This window comes from Roseomonas sp. WA12 (assembly GCF_054165765.1).
Genome location: NZ_CM135108.1, coordinates 3,213,265 through 3,228,549 on the forward strand (window position 1 = coordinate 3,213,265; position 15,285 = coordinate 3,228,549).

General features: G+C 72.0%; 16 protein-coding genes. 11 read left to right on the plus strand and 5 right to left on the minus strand.

From position 1 onward, the window contains the following. The first annotated feature begins 21 nt into the window (after nt 1-21). Nucleotides 22-1,431 carry a TRAP transporter large permease gene (locus ACVBD7_RS15440; RefSeq protein ID WP_458094118.1) on the plus strand — a complete coding sequence of 470 codons (1,410 nt, stop codon included), beginning with the start codon at nt 22-24 and terminating at the stop codon, nt 1,429-1,431. Nucleotides 1,432-1,595: 164 nt separating this feature from the next. After that, nucleotides 1,596-2,102 carry a hypothetical protein gene (locus tag ACVBD7_RS15445; RefSeq protein ID WP_458094119.1) on the plus strand — a complete coding sequence of 169 codons (507 nt, stop codon included), beginning with the start codon at nt 1,596-1,598 and terminating at the stop codon, nt 2,100-2,102. A 73-nt stretch (nt 2,103-2,175) separates the two neighbouring features. Here the strand turns inward: ACVBD7_RS15445 and ACVBD7_RS15450 are convergent, their stop codons facing one another. Continuing rightward, the gene (locus tag ACVBD7_RS15450) at nt 2,176-2,904 is read right to left on the minus strand and encodes a hypothetical protein (RefSeq protein WP_458094120.1); all 729 of its coding nucleotides are present in this window, start codon (nt 2,902-2,904) and stop codon (nt 2,176-2,178) included. A 20-nt stretch (nt 2,905-2,924) separates the two neighbouring features. On the opposite strand from ACVBD7_RS15450, the gene ACVBD7_RS15455 reads away from it, so the two are divergent. Beyond that, entirely contained in the window at nt 2,925-4,355 is a 1,431-nt protein-coding gene (locus tag ACVBD7_RS15455; RefSeq protein ID WP_458094121.1) for a GTPase, read from the plus strand. 46 nt (nt 4,356-4,401) lie between these two features. Beyond that, nucleotides 4,402-5,346 carry an NAD(P)-dependent oxidoreductase gene (locus ACVBD7_RS15460; protein WP_458094122.1) on the plus strand — a complete coding sequence of 315 codons (945 nt, stop codon included), beginning with the start codon at nt 4,402-4,404 and terminating at the stop codon, nt 5,344-5,346. Here the strand turns inward: ACVBD7_RS15460 and ACVBD7_RS15465 are convergent. Next, nucleotides 5,343-6,149 carry an aspartate dehydrogenase gene (locus ACVBD7_RS15465; RefSeq protein ID WP_458094123.1) on the minus strand — a complete coding sequence of 269 codons (807 nt, stop codon included), beginning with the start codon at nt 6,147-6,149 and terminating at the stop codon, nt 5,343-5,345. The two genes, ACVBD7_RS15460 and ACVBD7_RS15465, sit on opposite strands and share 4 nt — an antisense overlap. A 176-nt stretch (nt 6,150-6,325) precedes the next feature. On the opposite strand from ACVBD7_RS15465, the gene ACVBD7_RS15470 reads away from it, so the two are divergent. Then, entirely contained in the window at nt 6,326-6,739 is a 414-nt protein-coding gene (locus ACVBD7_RS15470; protein ID WP_458094124.1) for a response regulator, read from the plus strand. Between the two features lie 10 nt (nt 6,740-6,749). Here ACVBD7_RS15470 and ACVBD7_RS15475 read toward each other — a convergent pair whose 3' ends face one another. Continuing rightward, nucleotides 6,750-7,580, minus strand: a complete 831-nt coding sequence (locus ACVBD7_RS15475; protein WP_458094125.1) for an aldo/keto reductase — start codon at nt 7,578-7,580, stop codon at nt 6,750-6,752. 75 nt (nt 7,581-7,655) lie between these two features. Between ACVBD7_RS15475 and ACVBD7_RS15480 the strand changes: the two genes are divergently transcribed. From ACVBD7_RS15480 to ACVBD7_RS15490, 3 genes are read left to right on the plus strand one after another with little or no spacing between them, the layout of a single operon-like run. Continuing rightward, nucleotides 7,656-8,321 (plus strand): hypothetical protein, encoded by a 666-nt coding sequence (locus ACVBD7_RS15480; protein ID WP_458094126.1) that lies wholly within the window; start codon nt 7,656-7,658, stop codon nt 8,319-8,321. Then, nucleotides 8,321-8,914, plus strand: coding sequence for a hypothetical protein (locus ACVBD7_RS15485; RefSeq protein ID WP_458094127.1), 594 nt, complete (start codon nt 8,321-8,323; stop codon nt 8,912-8,914). Before ACVBD7_RS15480 ends, ACVBD7_RS15485 begins: the two co-directional genes overlap by 1 nt. After that, entirely contained in the window at nt 8,911-9,399 is a 489-nt protein-coding gene (locus ACVBD7_RS15490) for a hypothetical protein (RefSeq protein ID WP_458094128.1), read from the plus strand. Before ACVBD7_RS15485 ends, ACVBD7_RS15490 begins: the two co-directional genes overlap by 4 nt. Before the next feature lie 29 nt (nt 9,400-9,428). Here ACVBD7_RS15490 and ACVBD7_RS15495 read toward each other — a convergent pair whose 3' ends face one another. Next, nucleotides 9,429-10,151, minus strand: a complete 723-nt coding sequence (locus ACVBD7_RS15495; protein ID WP_458094129.1) for a TVP38/TMEM64 family protein — start codon at nt 10,149-10,151, stop codon at nt 9,429-9,431. After that, entirely contained in the window at nt 10,148-10,948 is an 801-nt protein-coding gene (locus tag ACVBD7_RS15500; RefSeq protein WP_458094130.1) for a glycosyltransferase family 2 protein, read from the minus strand. Before ACVBD7_RS15500 ends, ACVBD7_RS15495 begins: the two co-directional genes overlap by 4 nt. Before the next feature lie 170 nt (nt 10,949-11,118). Here ACVBD7_RS15500 and ACVBD7_RS15505 point away from each other — a divergent pair, with 170 nt between their 5' ends. Genes ACVBD7_RS15505 through tldD form a run of 3 tightly spaced genes read left to right on the plus strand, consistent with a single transcriptional unit; the run spans nt 11,119 to nt 15,271 of the window. Continuing rightward, complete coding sequence (locus ACVBD7_RS15505) at nt 11,119-12,351, plus strand: COX15/CtaA family protein (protein ID WP_458094131.1); 1,233 nt, start codon at nt 11,119-11,121, stop codon at nt 12,349-12,351. Continuing rightward, a complete protein-coding gene (locus ACVBD7_RS15510) occupies nt 12,348-13,838 on the plus strand; it encodes a PAS-domain containing protein (protein ID WP_458094132.1) in 1,491 nt (496 codons plus the stop codon). The genes ACVBD7_RS15505 and ACVBD7_RS15510 overlap by 4 nt, the downstream gene beginning before the upstream one ends. Further along, nucleotides 13,835-15,271, plus strand: a complete 1,437-nt coding sequence (gene tldD, locus ACVBD7_RS15515) for a metalloprotease TldD (RefSeq protein WP_458094133.1) — start codon at nt 13,835-13,837, stop codon at nt 15,269-15,271. Before ACVBD7_RS15510 ends, tldD begins: the two co-directional genes overlap by 4 nt. Nucleotides 15,272-15,285 lie beyond the last annotated feature (14 nt).

Sequence of the window (15,285 nt, forward strand, 5' to 3'; positions counted from 1 at the left end):
GACGACTGGATCGGACTTCTCATGACCGAGGATTTGATGCCGCCGCTGATGTTCGGCGGGCTGGTGGTCTTCCTGCTGATCGGCTTCCCCGTGGCCTTCTCGCTGGCCGCGGTCGGGTTGTTCTTCGGCTTCATCTCGATCGAGCTGGGCTTCTTCACGACAGCCTATCTCGGCAACCTGCCGCTGCGCGTTTTCGGCACGCTGTCGAACGACCTGCTGCTCTCCATCCCTTTCTTCACGCTCATGGGCGCCATTCTCGAGCGTTGCGGGCTGGCGGAGGACCTGCTGGAGGGCACCGGGCAGCTCTTCGGCAAGATCCCGGGCGGCCTCGCCTATGCCGTGATCCTGGTGGGCGCCGTGCTCGGCGCCATCACCGGCACGGTGGCGGCCTCGGTCATCGCAATGGGCATGATCAGCCTGCCGATCATGATCAAGTACGGCTACGACATGCGGATCGCGACAGGTGTGATCGCGGCGTCGGGCACCATCACGCAGCTCATCCCGCCGTCGCTGGTTCTGATCGTGCTGGGCGACCAGCTCGGGCGCTCGGTCGGCGATATGTATGCCGGCGCGATCGGGCCCTCGATCCTGCAGATCGTGCTGTTCATCCTGTTCATTGCGGGTGTGTCGATCTTCGCGCCGCACAAGGTACCGCCCCTGCCGGACGAGGCGCTGGGCACCCGCGGCTGGCCGCTGATCTGGCGCGTGGCCAAGGGCATGGTGCCCTCGATCGTGCTCATCTTCCTCGTGCTCGGCACGATCTTCATGGGCCTGGCGACACCGACGGAAGCGGGCGCCATGGGTGCGGTGGGCGCGGTGGCGCTGGCCGTCGCGAACGGGCGCTACTCCTGGCCGCTGCTGCGGGAAGCCATGGGCAACACGATGCGGATCACCTCCATGGTGATCTTCATCCTGCTCGGCGCCACGGTCTTCTCGCTGGTCTTCCAGGGCGTCGATGGCGGGCTGTGGCTGGAGCACCTGCTGGCGAAGGTGCCGGGCGGGCAGATCGGCTTCCTCGTCTTCGTCAACATCTTCGTCTTCTTCCTGGCCTTCTTCCTCGACTTCTTCGAGATCGCCTTCATCATCGTGCCGCTGCTGGCCCCCGTGGCCGCCAAGCTCGGCATCGACCTGGTGTGGTTCGGCGTGCTGCTCTGCATCAACCTGCAGACCAGCTTCATGCATCCGCCCTTCGGCTTCGCGCTGTTCTACCTGCGCGGTATCGCGCCGAAATCAGTGCTTTCCCGCGACATCTACTGGGGCGCGATCCCCTGGCTGCTGCTGCAGGTGGTGCTGGTGGGCGTGGTGATCCTGTGGCCGGAGAGCGTGACCTATTGGATCGACAAGGGGACCGGCGTGGATCCCAACTCCGTCCGCATCGAGGTCCCCATGCCCGATATGGGCGAGGACGCACCGCCCATCACCTTCAACTGACACCAGTGGCAGGAGCTCTTGGATGGGCCTGGGGGGCGCTTCGCGGCGCCATCCCGGGCCTTTTCCGTTCCGGCACCACCGCATCCGCCCGAACGCCCGACTGGGCGGCAGGGCGCGCGAGGATCCTGCTCGTCGGGCCGACGGGGGCGGGCAAGAGCGCACTGGTGAACGCCCTGCTCGGCGAGGGAACGGCGCTCTCCGGCGCCGGGGCGCCTGTGACGGCGGGCACCAGTTGGTATGGCCAGGATTCCGGCCTTCCCGTCGCCCTCGGCGACACGCGCGGGCTCGAGGCCGCCGAGAGCGAGGCGCAGGTGGCGGCCTTCGAGGCGGCCTTGACCGCGCTCGGCCCCACTAGGCGGCCCGATCTCGTCTGGCTGGTTATCAATGCCGAGGGCGGGCGGGCTTTCGCCGGCGAGGGCACGCTGGCCGCCCTGGCCACCACGCTGCTGCGGGAATCGATCCCCTACCTTGTCGTGCTGACCCATGCGGAGCCGGGCGCCGAGGCCCATGCGGGGCTGCGAGCGCAGATCGGGGCGGTGATGGGCGAGGCGCCGGTGGTCGCCGTGAACACGCGGCCGCTGGTCGGGGAAGATGGCACGGTGCTGATCCCCGCCCATGGGGTGGACGCGCTGTGGGAGGCCTCCCGGCCCTTTCTGCCCGCGGCAGGCTGATCCACGGCGCCGGCGGCCCGGGCCGCATTCTGCCGATCACCTCGGGCCAGCCAGCGCCTCGCCCCCGTCGCGGTCAGGGCAGCCCCAGCCCCGGCAGCCCGCCCTGGAAGGGCAGCATGAGCAGTTCCCACCACGCCATATGGGCCACGCCGTAGAGCCCCGCCTTCCACATCAGGGCGGAGCGGAAGCCGAACATCACCACCAGCATCGGCAGTAGGCCCAGCGCCGCCGTCCACAGCAGTTCGCGCCGCACCGGCTTGCCCAGCGCATCGGCCAGGGCCAGGGCTACCCGGTCCCGGTCGTCCTGGTACACCACGCGCGCCAGCCGCAGCCCGAAGCGCGGGATGAGCGTGGCGTTGCGGCCGATCTCCTCCATCTTCGCCTCCAGCGTAGTGAGGGCGTAGCGGGCGAGGACGAACAGGGCGAAGCGGAACACCGGCGCGCCGCGCAGTAGCACCAGCGCCCGCACCAGCGGCCAGGTGGAGACCAGCCCCTGGGCGAAGTGGACGAGGTACCAGAACAGCACCAGCCCCGCCCCAACCACCGCCCAGGTAAGGCTGGGCAGGTAGGGCGCGATAGCTGCCAGGCCAAAGAACACCGCGGTGACGCCGATCGCCACCAGCGCTTCCTCGGCGACGTAGCGGAACACGGCGTTGCCGATGAAGGCCTCCACCGCCGGTTCCAGCTCGGCTGCCAGCTCCCCCTCGCTGCCCGCCAGAAGCGCGGCGATGAGGGATGTGCTGCCCCCTTCCGGCAGGGGTGCCGAGAGGCGGGAGGTCTCGGGTTGGACGGGTGGGGCCATGCCGGGCAGACTCCTCCCCGATGTTCAGCAACACCGTCAAGCCGGATCCAATCTCCGTCGCGCTGGACCACGCCCGCAGGGCCGTGGCGGGCGGCGATCCGCTGCCCCTTCTGCTGGTCTGCACCCGGGCCGAGCGGGCGGAGATCGCGGCCGCCGCGAACCTGGTGGAGACCGAGCCGCTGCCGCTCGCTACCGCCCTGCGCCCCCTGCTGGTGGAGGGAGCCGGCGCGCCCCCGGCCCTGCTGGCGCTGCTGACGGCCCTGCGGGTGAGAAAGCTCTCGGCCCTGGGCGATACCTCGCCGGTGGCGCGCGGCTTCACCCGGCCGGCGCCGCGGCGGGGCAGCTGGGTGGGGCGGCTGCTCGGCCGCGGCACCACCCTGCTGGATGAGGCAGTGGGCGCGGTGCCGGGAATCGAGGAGCGGCTGGCCGGGATGCGCCGCTGCAACGTCCTGCTGGCCGGCCGGTCCGGCGCGGGGAAGAGCACGCTGGTAAACGCCGTTTTTGGCCGGGTGGTGGCCGAGACTGGGGAAGGCGCGCCCGTCTCCGCCGCCGCCAGCTGGTACCGCCATCCCTGCGCGCCGCTCCACCTTGCTGATACGCGTGGGCTAGAGCCGGGTGCCTACCGGGAGACGCGGGAGGCGGTTGAGGCCGAGCTGGCCCGCCTGGCGACCCTGCCCGAGGAGGAGCGGCTGCACCTGGCCTGGCTGTGCATCGACGCGGCGGGCGAGCGATTGGAGCCGGCAGACCAGGACCTGGCACGCCTGCTGGCGAGGAATGGCGTGCCCGTGATCGTGGTGCTCACCAAGGCCTGGGGCGAGGACCGGCTGTCGGACACCGTCAGCAGCCTGATCCCAGAGGCCTCGGCCGTGCTGCGCGTGGTCTCGGCCCCCCGCCTGTTCCCGGGCGGAGCGCGGGTGGAAGCGAAGGGGCTGGAGGCGTTGGTGGAGGCGACGGTGGAGGCCCTGCCCGAGGCGCGCCGGGCGGCTGCCGCGGCGGCCAACCTCGTCACCCTCGCCCCCAAGATCGCGGAGGCTGAGGCCGCCATTGCCGCCCATGCCCGGATCGCTGCTGCCCTGGCTGCCACCCCAATTCCCTTTGCCGATGCCGCACTGGTCTTCGGCGTGCAGGCCAAGATGATCGTGGACGTGACGGTGCGGATGGGCACGCCGGCGGCCGAGATGCCGGTTAAGGCGGTGGCCGCCGCCCTGCTCGGCCCCGCCGCCGCCGGGGTGGGCGGGCGCGTGGCGGCGCGGGCGGTCGGCACGCTGCTGAAATTCATCCCCGGCGTGGGTACGGTGGCCGGCGGGGCGCTGAATGCAGGGGTGGCCTACGGGCTGACCACGGCGCTGGGCCAGGCCTATCTCGCCTTCCTGAAGGATCGCTGGGCGGTGCTGCACCATCCGCCGAGCCTCGGGGAGGTCGTGGCCTTCCTCGGGCGCTTCCGGGGGTAGCGCGGCGGGTGCATGTTGCGCCGCGTCAACCGGCCCGGAAGCCCCGATGAAGCCCGCGATCCTGATGGCCCCGCGCCTGCCCGAGCCGCTCGTGGCCCGGCTGGCGGAGCACTACACCCTTCTCGGCCCGATGGAGGGCGCCACGGTGGACCGCCTGCCGCCAGGGGCGGAGGCGGCGCGGGCGCTGGTCACCCTGGGCAGCCTGGGCGCGGGCGAGGTGCTGATCGGGGCGCTGCCGCAGCTCGGCCTCATCCTCTGCTACGGCACGGGCTTCGAGGGAGTGGACCGCGCCGCGGCCGCCGCACGCGGCATCGCGGTGACCAATGCGGGCGAGGCCAATGCCGAGGCGGTGGCGGAATTCGCCATGGGTCTCGCGCTCGCCTCTACCCGCAAGATCGCGGAGGGTGACCGGTACGTCCGCACCGGGCGCTGGCGCGGCCATGCGATTGAGCGGATGCCGCTGGTGGCCGGTCTGCTCGGGCGGCGCATGGGCATCTACGGGCTGGGCGCGATCGGCCGGCGCGTCGCCACCCGCGCTGCCGCTTTCAGGATGGAGATCGGCTATCACAATCGCCGCCCGGCCGAGGGTGTGACCCATGCCTATCACGAGACGCTGGAGTCGCTGGCGCGGTGGTGCGACGTGCTGATGGTCACCGTGCGGGCCGCGCCGGAGAACCGCCACGCCGTGAACGCGCCCATTTTGGCCGCACTGGGCGCGGCAGGGCATGTGGTGAACGTCTCGCGCGGCAGCGTGGTGGACACCGCCGCGCTGTGCGACGCGCTGGAGGGCGGCGTGATCGCGGGCGCCGCGCTCGATGTCTATGAGAACGAGCCGGAGGTACCGGAGCGGCTGCGCGCCATCGGCCACGCGGTGCTGACACCGCATATGGGCGCCTATGCCGAATCCGCGCAGGCCGCCCAGCAGGCGGTGCTGCTGGGCAACCTTGCGGCCTTCTTCGCCGGCCGCCCCCTCTCGAGCGTGGTGGCCTAGGTTCCCACCCGCAGCGGCGCGCCCAGCTTGCGCAGGCAGGCGATGACCGAGAGCGCGGTGATGCGCCCGGTCTTCGGGTTCTCGCTCGGGATGTTCTCGATCGTCATCGAGAAGCTGGCGGAATCCGAGTCCACTTCAACGCGGTGCGTGTTCCGCGTCAGCGCGGGGTCTGCCCAAATCTCCAGCTCGGTGCGGTCCGGGCCGATGCCGGCCAGGGACAGCGCGACCGCCACGTTCAGATTGGCGGGGAAGCCGATCGCGGCCTCGCGCGGCGTGCCCTGGAAAATGCGCAGCGGCTCCTTGATGTCCTCGATCGCGATGTTGTTCTCGACGAGGTAGGGCGCGCCCACCAGCCCGCGTACGGGCTTGCGCGTGATCATGCGGACGGAATGGATGGTGCCCTCCGCGGCCGCGACCACCGCGTCCAGCCCGAGCAGCGCGCCGGTCGGCACGGTGATCTGGCCGCCATGGGTACGGGCGAGGTCGATCAGGTGCTCGGCCCGCAGCAGCGCGCCGGCGCTCAGCACCACCACGCCCTTGCCGGCGCGCAGGAAGGGCTCGGCGATGGCGGGCAGCAAGGCGGCCGGGGCGGCTTCCACCACGATATCGGCCAACGGCTCCAGCTCCTCCACAGGCACGACCGGCACCGGGCGCGGCAGGCGGGCCCGGGCGGCCTCCATGTCCCGCGCCGAGACGGCGGTGAGCTCGCAGCCCGGAATTCCGGCCTCCAGCGCCGCGACGACAGCCATGCCGACGGCGCCCAGACCGGCGACGGCGATCCGCAGGGGCGGTCTGGTGCTCATGATGGCTCCTCTCGTTCAATTCCGGGATGGCCCGGCACGCGGGCGGGCATAGCGGAGATCGGGCCGCGGCGCATGGGGACGGCGTGCGTGACACCTCCGCCACACCTGGACCTGCAGTTCTCAACGGTCCAACATTTCTACCCATCAGGCGTTAATGGCCGCAGAGGGGTTTTCTGATGGCCTTGGCAGAACCGATGTTCGACGTAGTGGTGCTGGAAGACGACGACCTGGTTCGCGATGTCCTGACCGACATCATCGAGGCCGAGGGGTTCGCCGTTCGTCCCGCCGCGACCACGGACATTGCCCTCGCCCATCTGGAATTGAGCGCCGGTTGCAGCCTGCTGTTGACCGATATCGACCTCGGCCCCGGGCCGAACGGCTTCGAGGCCGCGAAGGCCGCCCAGGCCCGGCATCCCGAGCTCCCGATTATCTATCTCACCGGCCAGCCGGCCTATGGAAACAACCGGTTGTTCGGGCCGAACGAGCGGTTCCTGCGCAAGCCCTTCCGCACACGGGAACTGGTGGATGCGATGCGCAGCCTCGGCGTGAACCCGCCCGCGCCGGACGTGGCCGCCCTCCCGGCCGACTAGAACCCCGAAGCTAGAGCATCGCCAGCGCCTGCTTGCGACGCGGCGGCGGAAAGGCGGCGTCCAGCTCTGCCAGATCGGCCTCCGTCAGCACGATGTCCTGCGCCGCGGCGTTCTCGCGCAGATGGGCAGGGTCGCCGGCCTTGGGGATGGCAATCACTCCCTCCCGCCGCAGCGTGAAAGCCAGGGCGATGGCCGCGGGGCCGGTGCTGTGGCGCGCCGCCACCGCCCGTAGCGCGGGGTTCCGCAGCAGCCGCCCGCCCTGCCCCACGGGGGAGTAAGCCATCACGGGCATTCGGTGGTCGGCGCAGAAGGGCAGCAGGTCGTATTCCGGGCCGCGCGCCTCGAGGTTGTAGAGCACCTGGTCCGTCCCGCAGTCCGGCAGGGCGGCGCCCAGTTCCTCCAGATCATCCACATCGAGGTTGGAAACGCCCCAGCGGCGGATCTTCCCGGCCTCAATCAACCGCTCGAAGGTCTCTACCGTCTCGGCCAGCGGTACGCCGCCGCGCCAGTGCAGGAGGTAAAGATCAATCGTCTCCACCCCCATGCGGCGCAGGCTGGCCTCGCAGGATTTCGCCATGCGGGTGCGGGAGGCGTTCTGGGGATAGACCTTGCTGACGAGGAAAACCTCCTCCCGCCGGCCGGCAATGGCGTCCCGCACCACCTCCTCGGCACCGCCATCCGCATACATCTCGGCGGTGTCGATCAGCGTCAGGCCGAGATCGAGGCCCAGGCGCAGCGCATTCGCCTCGGCGCGCCGGTCCGCACCGCGCTCCCCCATATGCCAGGTGCCCTGGCCGAGGGCGGGGATCGTGGTGCCGTCGGGCAGGGTGACATGCTTCATGGCGGTTCCTTCACGCGGTCGCGCGGCCCGATGTGATCCGCGACGGGGCCGCGCGTCCGTGCGAAGATGGGCGGCATGAAGCGGCTTGTCGCCCCTCTCCCGATTCTGCTCCTCCTGGTGGCGCCCGCGGCGCTGGCCCAAGGCAAGGGCCCGGCTGCCGAGAGCGGCCCCGGGACTGGAACCGAGACCATCGGGTCCTGGATCCTCTCCTGCGCGACCGACCGGATGACGGATCTGTCCGGCTGCCGGATGCTGCACCGGATGCCCGTGGAACCCGCCTCCCCCGGCCTTGCGGCCCTGGCGCTGGAGGTGGAGGAGCGCGGCGGGCGGCTGGTTCCCCTCATCACCGCCCGCGACCTGTCGCTGGAGGGCGCGGCGCGCGGGGTGCTGGCCCTGGCCGGTACCGTGCAGTTGCGCTTCCCGCCGAATCGCCTGTTCGAGCTGCCCTGCGGGATGGAGGGCCGGTCCCTCGTCTGCGCCCCGCGAGACGGCGACCAGGCCAGGGCGGCATCGGAGCTGCCGGCGGCGGACCGGATACTGGTGCGGGTGACCGGGCTGCTCGTGCCGGATTCGCAGGCGATGCTGGAGCCGGCGGAGCTGCGCCTGGCCGAGACCCCGGCCGCCCTGGCCCGCCTCCGCACCCGCCAGCCCGAGGGCACGGCCCCTCCCCCCGCCGCCTCGGGGCTGTGGGACCTTCGGGAGATGCTGTCGCGGCTGCTGGGCCTGCTGAACGCTCCGTGATGGACGGCCGCGTTGTTTGCGAGCTGGGAATACGGCATGCCCAGGGGATGATGGATCGCATTGGATACCCGGGCGTTCGGGCATGGCGGGGACGGGTGCCCCTGCTGGCGCTGCTCGGTGCCCTTGCCCTGCCCGGCTGCGGGGAATTGCTGTCCGAAGGCAGTTCGGCCGCGGCCGGCCTCGGCGGCGCGGCCGTGGCGGATGCGGTGGGCGCCAGCGCGACGGTGACCACGGGCATCGGCCTCGGCGTGCAGGCGGGCGCGCGGGCCGGACTGCGCTACGCCCAGCGGCGGGCGCACGGAGAGGCGCAGTCGCGCGTGGCGGAGGCCGCGGGGCCGCTGCCGGTCGGCGGCGTGGCGCGCTGGGCGGTCAGCCATTCCATTCCCATCGAGCCGGACGAGGCGGGCGAGGTCACGGTGGCTCGGCTGATCGGGGCAGGGGCGATCAGCTGCAAGGAGATCGTCTTCTCCGTCGATCCGAAAGGGGCGGAGGACCCCCGCGCCTTCTACACCGCCACGATTTGCCGTGACGGCGGCGCCTGGCGCTGGGCCTCGGCCGAGCCGGCAACGGAGCGCTGGGGCAGCCTGCAGTGAAGGTCCGCCTGGCGCTCCTCCTCCTCGCCGCACCGCTGGCAGGTTGCGGCGCGGCGGCGGACCTGACTGGCGCGGCCGCGGGCGTCGCCGCCGGCACGGCCTTCGCCAACCCGGCGGTGGGCTTCGGCGTCGGCGTCGCCACGCGGGCAGCGGCAACGGCCGGGCTCAACTGGGTGGTGCGGGTGCGGCAGCGCGGCGAGCAGGACGCGGTGGCGGAGGTGATCGGCAGCCTCTCCCCCGGCGAGGTCCGCCCCTGGCGGATCGAGCACAGCATCCCGGTCGGTGACCAGGGCGGCGAGGTCCGGCTGGTGCGGGAGATGGACACGGCGCTGGCCCGCTGCCGGGAGGCGCTGTTCTCGGTGGCCGAGGATGACGAGCCCGGGGCGGCGCGTCAGTGGTTCCTCACCACTGCCTGCCTGCAGGGCGGGCGCTGGCGCTGGGCCTCGGCGGAACCGGCGACGGCGCGCTGGGGCAGCCTGCAGTAGCGATCGCCGCGCGGATCAGCCCGCCCTCTTCAGCCCGACTGAGGCTCCCGCCGCAGCAGCCAGGCGCCGAGCACGACCGAGACGAGGAACAGCGCGCCGCCGAGGACCAACTGCGCCGTGCGGTCCACCGCCACCCCGTCGCCGAGCAGGGCGAAAACGAGGGTCTGGGGCAGGTAGCCGATGGCGGATGCGGCCAGGAACGGCGCGAGCCGCAGGCCGGACAGCCCGGCCAGCAGGTTGAGGGCGAGATTGTTTCCCACAGGCAGCAGCCGCAGCGCGAGGGTGGCGCCGAAAGGCCGGGCCACCAGCCGGTCGTGCAGCGGGCGGAGCCGACGGCCGAAGCGCCCCTCCAGCCGCCGTGCCGCCCAGTCCCGCCCCACCAGCCGCGCCCAGCCGAAGGAGGCGGCGCAGCCGAGAAGCTGGGCGATGAGGGAGAGGACCACGCCGAGGGCCGCGCCGAAGGCGTAGCCGCCGAGGAAGGCCACGGCCTGGCGGGGCAGCCCGGCGGCCGCGGCGGCGGTGCCAATGGCGAGGAAGATCGCCTCTCCCCACAGGCCCTGGCCGCGGATCCAGTGGTCCACCCAGGCCATGCCGGTTTCGCCACCCGGCCCGAGGCCGAGGGTACGGATGATCCAGCCGGCGAGGGCCAGCCCGCCTGCCAGCAGCGCCATCCGGCCGGCCGCGGCCAGCCCGCGTCGGGGCACTGGCCCTTCCGGGGTGTCGGGGCCGCCCGGGGCGGCCGAAGAGCTCACGCGCGCTCGTCCGGCAGCAGCCGGGGGCGCGTCCAACGGCGCTGCAGCCACATCATGCCCAGCAGATCCACTAACCCCACGGCCAGCCGATCGAGCGTGCCGTAGTTGGAGACGCCGCGTGTGCGCGGGCGGTGGCCGACCGGCTCGCTCACCACCTGCCCGCCGCCGCGGATCACCAGAGCCGGCAGGAAGCGGTGCATGTGGTCGAAATGCGGAAGGGCGAGGAACAGCTCGCGCGGGAAGACCTTCAGGCCGCAGCCAGTATCCGGCGTGGCGTCACCAAGAAGGCGGGCGCGGACGCGGTTGGCGATGCGGCTGGTAAAGCGCTTGGTCGCCGTGTCCTTGCGGGTGGTGCGCCAGCCCGCGACGAGCGTGTCCGCCCCCTCCGCCCGGGCTCGGGTCCAGAGACGGGGCAGGTCGGCCGGATCGTTCTGCCCATCGCCGTCCAGAGTCGCGATCCAGGAGGCGCGGGCGGCGCGGATGCCGGTGACGATGGCGGCAGACTGCCCGCAGGAGGAGGCGTGGCGGAGCAGCCGGACCGGACCGATCGAGGAGGCGGCGCGGACGGCTGCGGCGGTGTCGTCCGTCGAGCCGTCGTCCACATAGAGGATCTCGTGCGGGACCCCGGCCAGGGCGGCGGTGATCTCGGCGACGAGGGGGGCGATGTTCGGTGCCTCGTTCCGCACGGGCACCACCACGCTGATGGCAGGGGGGGCGCCGTTGCTGTCCGTGACAGCGTCCCCGACAGCGCGGGGCGCCGTGGCGGGGGCGCCGGGCGGGGTTGGAGGCGGGGACATGCGGCGGCGGGGGGTAGCAGGGGGCGGGGAATGCGTCCAGCGCAGGCGCCCCCATTCGTTGTGAAGTCATAATAGGAAGGTTATGGGTTCCTCTGGCTTTTGCGCCGCATGGCGGATCATACTTCCCGGCGGTTGCGGCTGCTTTCAGCCTGAACCATTTGCGGGAGACCATGCCCTTCGACGCTCACCCTCCTCACCCCTCCACCCTGGCCGCCTCGGCCGGGCGCGGGCGCGCGGTGGCCCTCTGGCTGCTGGCCGTGGCCGCGATGGTCTGGGTGATGGTCGCGCTCGGCGGGGCGACGCGGCTGACGGGCTCCGGCCTGTCCATCATGGAATGGGCGCCGCTGCGGGGCACGCTGCCGCCGTTGAGCGAGGCGGAGTGGAACCGGCTCTACGAGCTGTACCGCTCCATCCCGCAATACGAGCTGGTGAACCGCGGCTTCGGGCTGGAGGGCTTCAAGGGCATCTTCTGGCTGGAATGGACGCACCGGCTGTGGGGGCGGCTGATCGGTCTGGTCTATGCGGCCGGGCTTGTCTGGTTCTGGCTGCGTGGGGCCATTCCGCGCGGCTATGGCGCCCGGCTGTTGATGCTGCTGGCCCTGGGCGGGCTACAGGGTGCGGTGGGCTGGTTCATGGTCGCCTCGGGCTTCGAGGCGGACCGGACGGCGGTCTCGCCCTGGCGGCTGGTGATTCATCTCGGCCTCGCGCTGTTCCTGTTCGCCATGCTGCTCTGGACGGCGCTCGGCCTGCTGCGGCCGCGGCCGGAGGCTGATGCGGATGTTCCCGGGGCGCGTGCGTTGCGGCCCCTGGCCCATGCCACGGCCGGGCTTCTGGTGCTGACCATGCTGGCGGGCGGCTTCGTCGCCGGGATCCGGGCGGGGCTCGACTTCAACACCTTCCCGCTCATGGGCGGGCAGCTCGTGCCCGAGGGTTACGGCGGGGCGTATGGCGCCGGGTCCTTCGCCCATGCGCTGGTCTCGGACGTGGCGACGGTGCAGTTCAACCACCGGCTGCTCGCCACCATGGCGGCGGTCGCGGCCATCTCGCTCGGGGCGCTTGCGCTGCGGCGGCTGCCGGCGGGCTTCGCGCGCCAGGCGGCCGTGGCGTTGCTGGCGACGGTGCTGGCGCAGTACGCGCTGGGCGTCGCCACGCTGCTGAGCGTGGTGCCGGCCTGGCTGGGCACGCTGCACCAGACGGTGGCGGTGGCGGTGCTGGCGGCGGTGATGGTGCTGCTGCACGCGCTTCGCCGGCCCCGGCCGGCCCTGGCAGTGGCCGCGGGTGGCTCGATCGGGGGTGGCATGGAGGGCGGGCGCCCAGATCCGGCGCAAGGCAGGATGGCGGCAGTGCCCGGCGCGGGCGTCCGGCGCGATCCGGGCTCCGCGCCGGCAGGCCGGTCCGCTTGAACGGTCCAGTCGCCTCCGAAATCCCCCTTGAGGCCGTCCTGGCCGCCCTTCCGCATGGCGTCTGCGTCTACGGGCCGGACTGGCGCGTGCGGATGGTAAATGCGGCCTACCAGCGCCTCATGATCGGCGCCGAGGTAGAGATTGGCGAGCATCACGCGGACATCGCGGCCCGGCGGGTCGCGGCCGGCGAGTACGGGCAGGAGTCGGCGCTCGCCCTGGAGAAGCTGCGGGAGGAGCCTGACGCTTCCGAACCCTTCGAGCGGACGCGGGTGCGGCCGAACGGCACGGTCATCTCCGTCCGGGTCGTGCCGCTACCCGGCGGTGGGCTTGTGGTGGTGATGACGGATGTGACCGCTCGCGCCCGCGCCGAGGCACAGGCGGAGCGCCGCGCGGCGACGCTGCGCGCCATGCTGGACAACCAGCCGGACGGAGTGGCGCTGTTCGACGCCTCCGGCCATCTGATCGCCGCCAACGCGCTGGCAGAGCGCATGACGGGGCTGCAGGAGGGCGAGATGGCGCCGGGCCGCCACCTGCTGGAACTGCGGGACAAGCAGATCGCGGTGGGCGAGTTCGGCGGGGATGCGGGCGCGGTGCAGGGCTTCATCGCAGCCCGCGGGGCGCAGCCGCTTGCCACTGGCAGCCGCTACATCCGCCACCGACCCAACGGCATGCAGCTCGAGGTTCGGACCGATCCGACGCCGGATGGCGGCATCATCCGCACCTATCGCGACGTGACGGAGGAGCGGCGCATCCGGGCCGAGCTGGAGGCGGCGCGCGACGCGGCCGAGGCGGCCTCCCGCGCCAAGTCCGGCTTCCTGGCGACGATGACGCATGAACTGCGGACGCCTCTCCACGCAGTGATCGGCTTTTCCGAGGCGATCCTGGAGGAGCGGCGGGCCGAGACGATGCGCGCCCATGCGGAGGAGGTTCTGGCGGCGGGGCGGCAGCTGCTCGGCCTTGTGGACGGACTTCTGGAGGCGACGCGGATCGAGGCGGACGCGTTGTCGCTGCAGCTGTCGGCCTTCGACCCCGGGCCGACGCTGCGCTCGGCCTCCCTCGTCGTGAGCAAGATGGCGCGCGATGCGGGGGTCGAATTCCGCTCACAGATCCCCCAGGTATTGCCTCCGATCCGGGGCGATCAACAGCGACTGCGCCAGGTGCTGGACGCGCTGCTCTCCAACGCCGTGAAGTTCACGGCCAGGGGAGGCATCGTGACGCTCTCGGCCGAACCGGGCGAGGCAGGGACGACGATCACGGTCGCCGATACGGGGATCGGCATGGCGCCGGAGGATATCCCCCGCGCCTTCGAGGCCTTCACCCAGCTCGAGGTCGGGCTGACCCGCCGCTACCCGGGCTCTGGCCTCGGCCTGTATCTCGCCCGCGCGCTGGCGGGGGCAATGGGCCTGACACTCACACTGGACAGCACGCCCGGAAAGGGCACGACCGCGCGGATCGTCTTGCCGCCGGTAGAGGAGAATACGGCATGACCGCCGATACGCCGCTGGACGCCACCTCCCGCCTGTTCTTTCGCGAGCTGGATGCCGGGGAGGCCGGGCGGATCACCGCCGAGGCGCTCCTGGGCGCCGAGGACGGGGAGCTATTCCTGGAGTACCGCGAGAGCGAGATGCTGAGCCTTGAGGACGGCCGCATCCGTTCCGCCACCTTCGATACCCAGCGCGGCTTCGGCCTGCGCGCGGTGCGCGGGGCAGCGGCGGCTTACGCCCATGCGGGCGAGGTGTCCGCGCCCGCGCTGCGGCGCGCGGCAGCGGCGGTGCGCGGGCTTCCGGGCGATGGCACGATCCGCGTGGCCGAGCCGCCGCGCGCGACGAATGCGCGGCTGTACGATGCCGCCAACCCGCTGCACGCCATGGACTTCGCCGCAAAGTCCGCGCTGCTGGCCGAGATCGACGCCTTCGCCCGCGCGCGCGATCCGCGCGTGGTGCAGGTGATGGCCTCGCTGTACGGCGAGTGGCAGGCGGTGCGGATCATGCGCGCGGATGGGCGCGAGGTGGCCGATCTTCGTCCGCTGGTGCGGCTGAACGTGAATGTGGTGGTGGAGAAGGATGGCCGCCGCGAGACGGGCAGCTACGGCATGGGCGGGCGCTTCGCCTATGACCGTGTGCTGGGCGAGGCGAGCTGGAAATCCGCCGTGGACGAGGCGCTGCGTCAAGCCGTGCTGAACCTGGACAGCGTGCCCGCACCCGCCGGCGAGATGGAGGTAGTGCTCGGCCCGGGCTGGCCGGGCATCCTTCTCCACGAGGCGATCGGGCACGGGCTGGAGGGCGACTTCAACCGCAAGGGCACCAGCGCCTTCGCGGGGCTGATGGGCCAGCGCGTGGCGAGCAAGGGCGTGACGGTGGTGGACGATGGCACCATCCCCGACCGCCGCGGCTCGCTCACCGTGGACGACGAGGGCACGCCCTCCGGCCGCACCGTGATGATCGAGGACGGCATCCTCACCGGCTTCATCCAGGACCGGCAGAACGCGCGGTTGATGGGCGTGGCGCCCACCGGCAACGGGCGCCGCCAGAGCCATGCGCATGCGCCGATGCCGCGCATGACGAACACGGTGATGCTGGGCGGCGATCACGCGCCGGAGGAGATCCTGCGCAGCGTGAAGCGCGGCATCTATGCCGTGAACTTCGGCGGCGGGCAGGTGGACATCACCTCGGGCAAGTTCGTGTTCTCCGCGTCCGAGGCCTACATGATCGAGGATGGCAAGCTCGGCGCGCCGGTAAAGGGCGCGACGCTGATCGGCGACGGGCCGAGCGCGCTGACCCAGGTTTCCATGATCGGCGACGACATGGCGATGGATGCCGGCATCGGCACCTGCGGCAAGCAGGGCCAGGGCGTGCCGGTCGGCGTGGGCCAGCCGACGCTGAAGATGATGGGGCTGACCATCGGCGGCACGGCGGTCTAGCCCGCGCGGTCCCT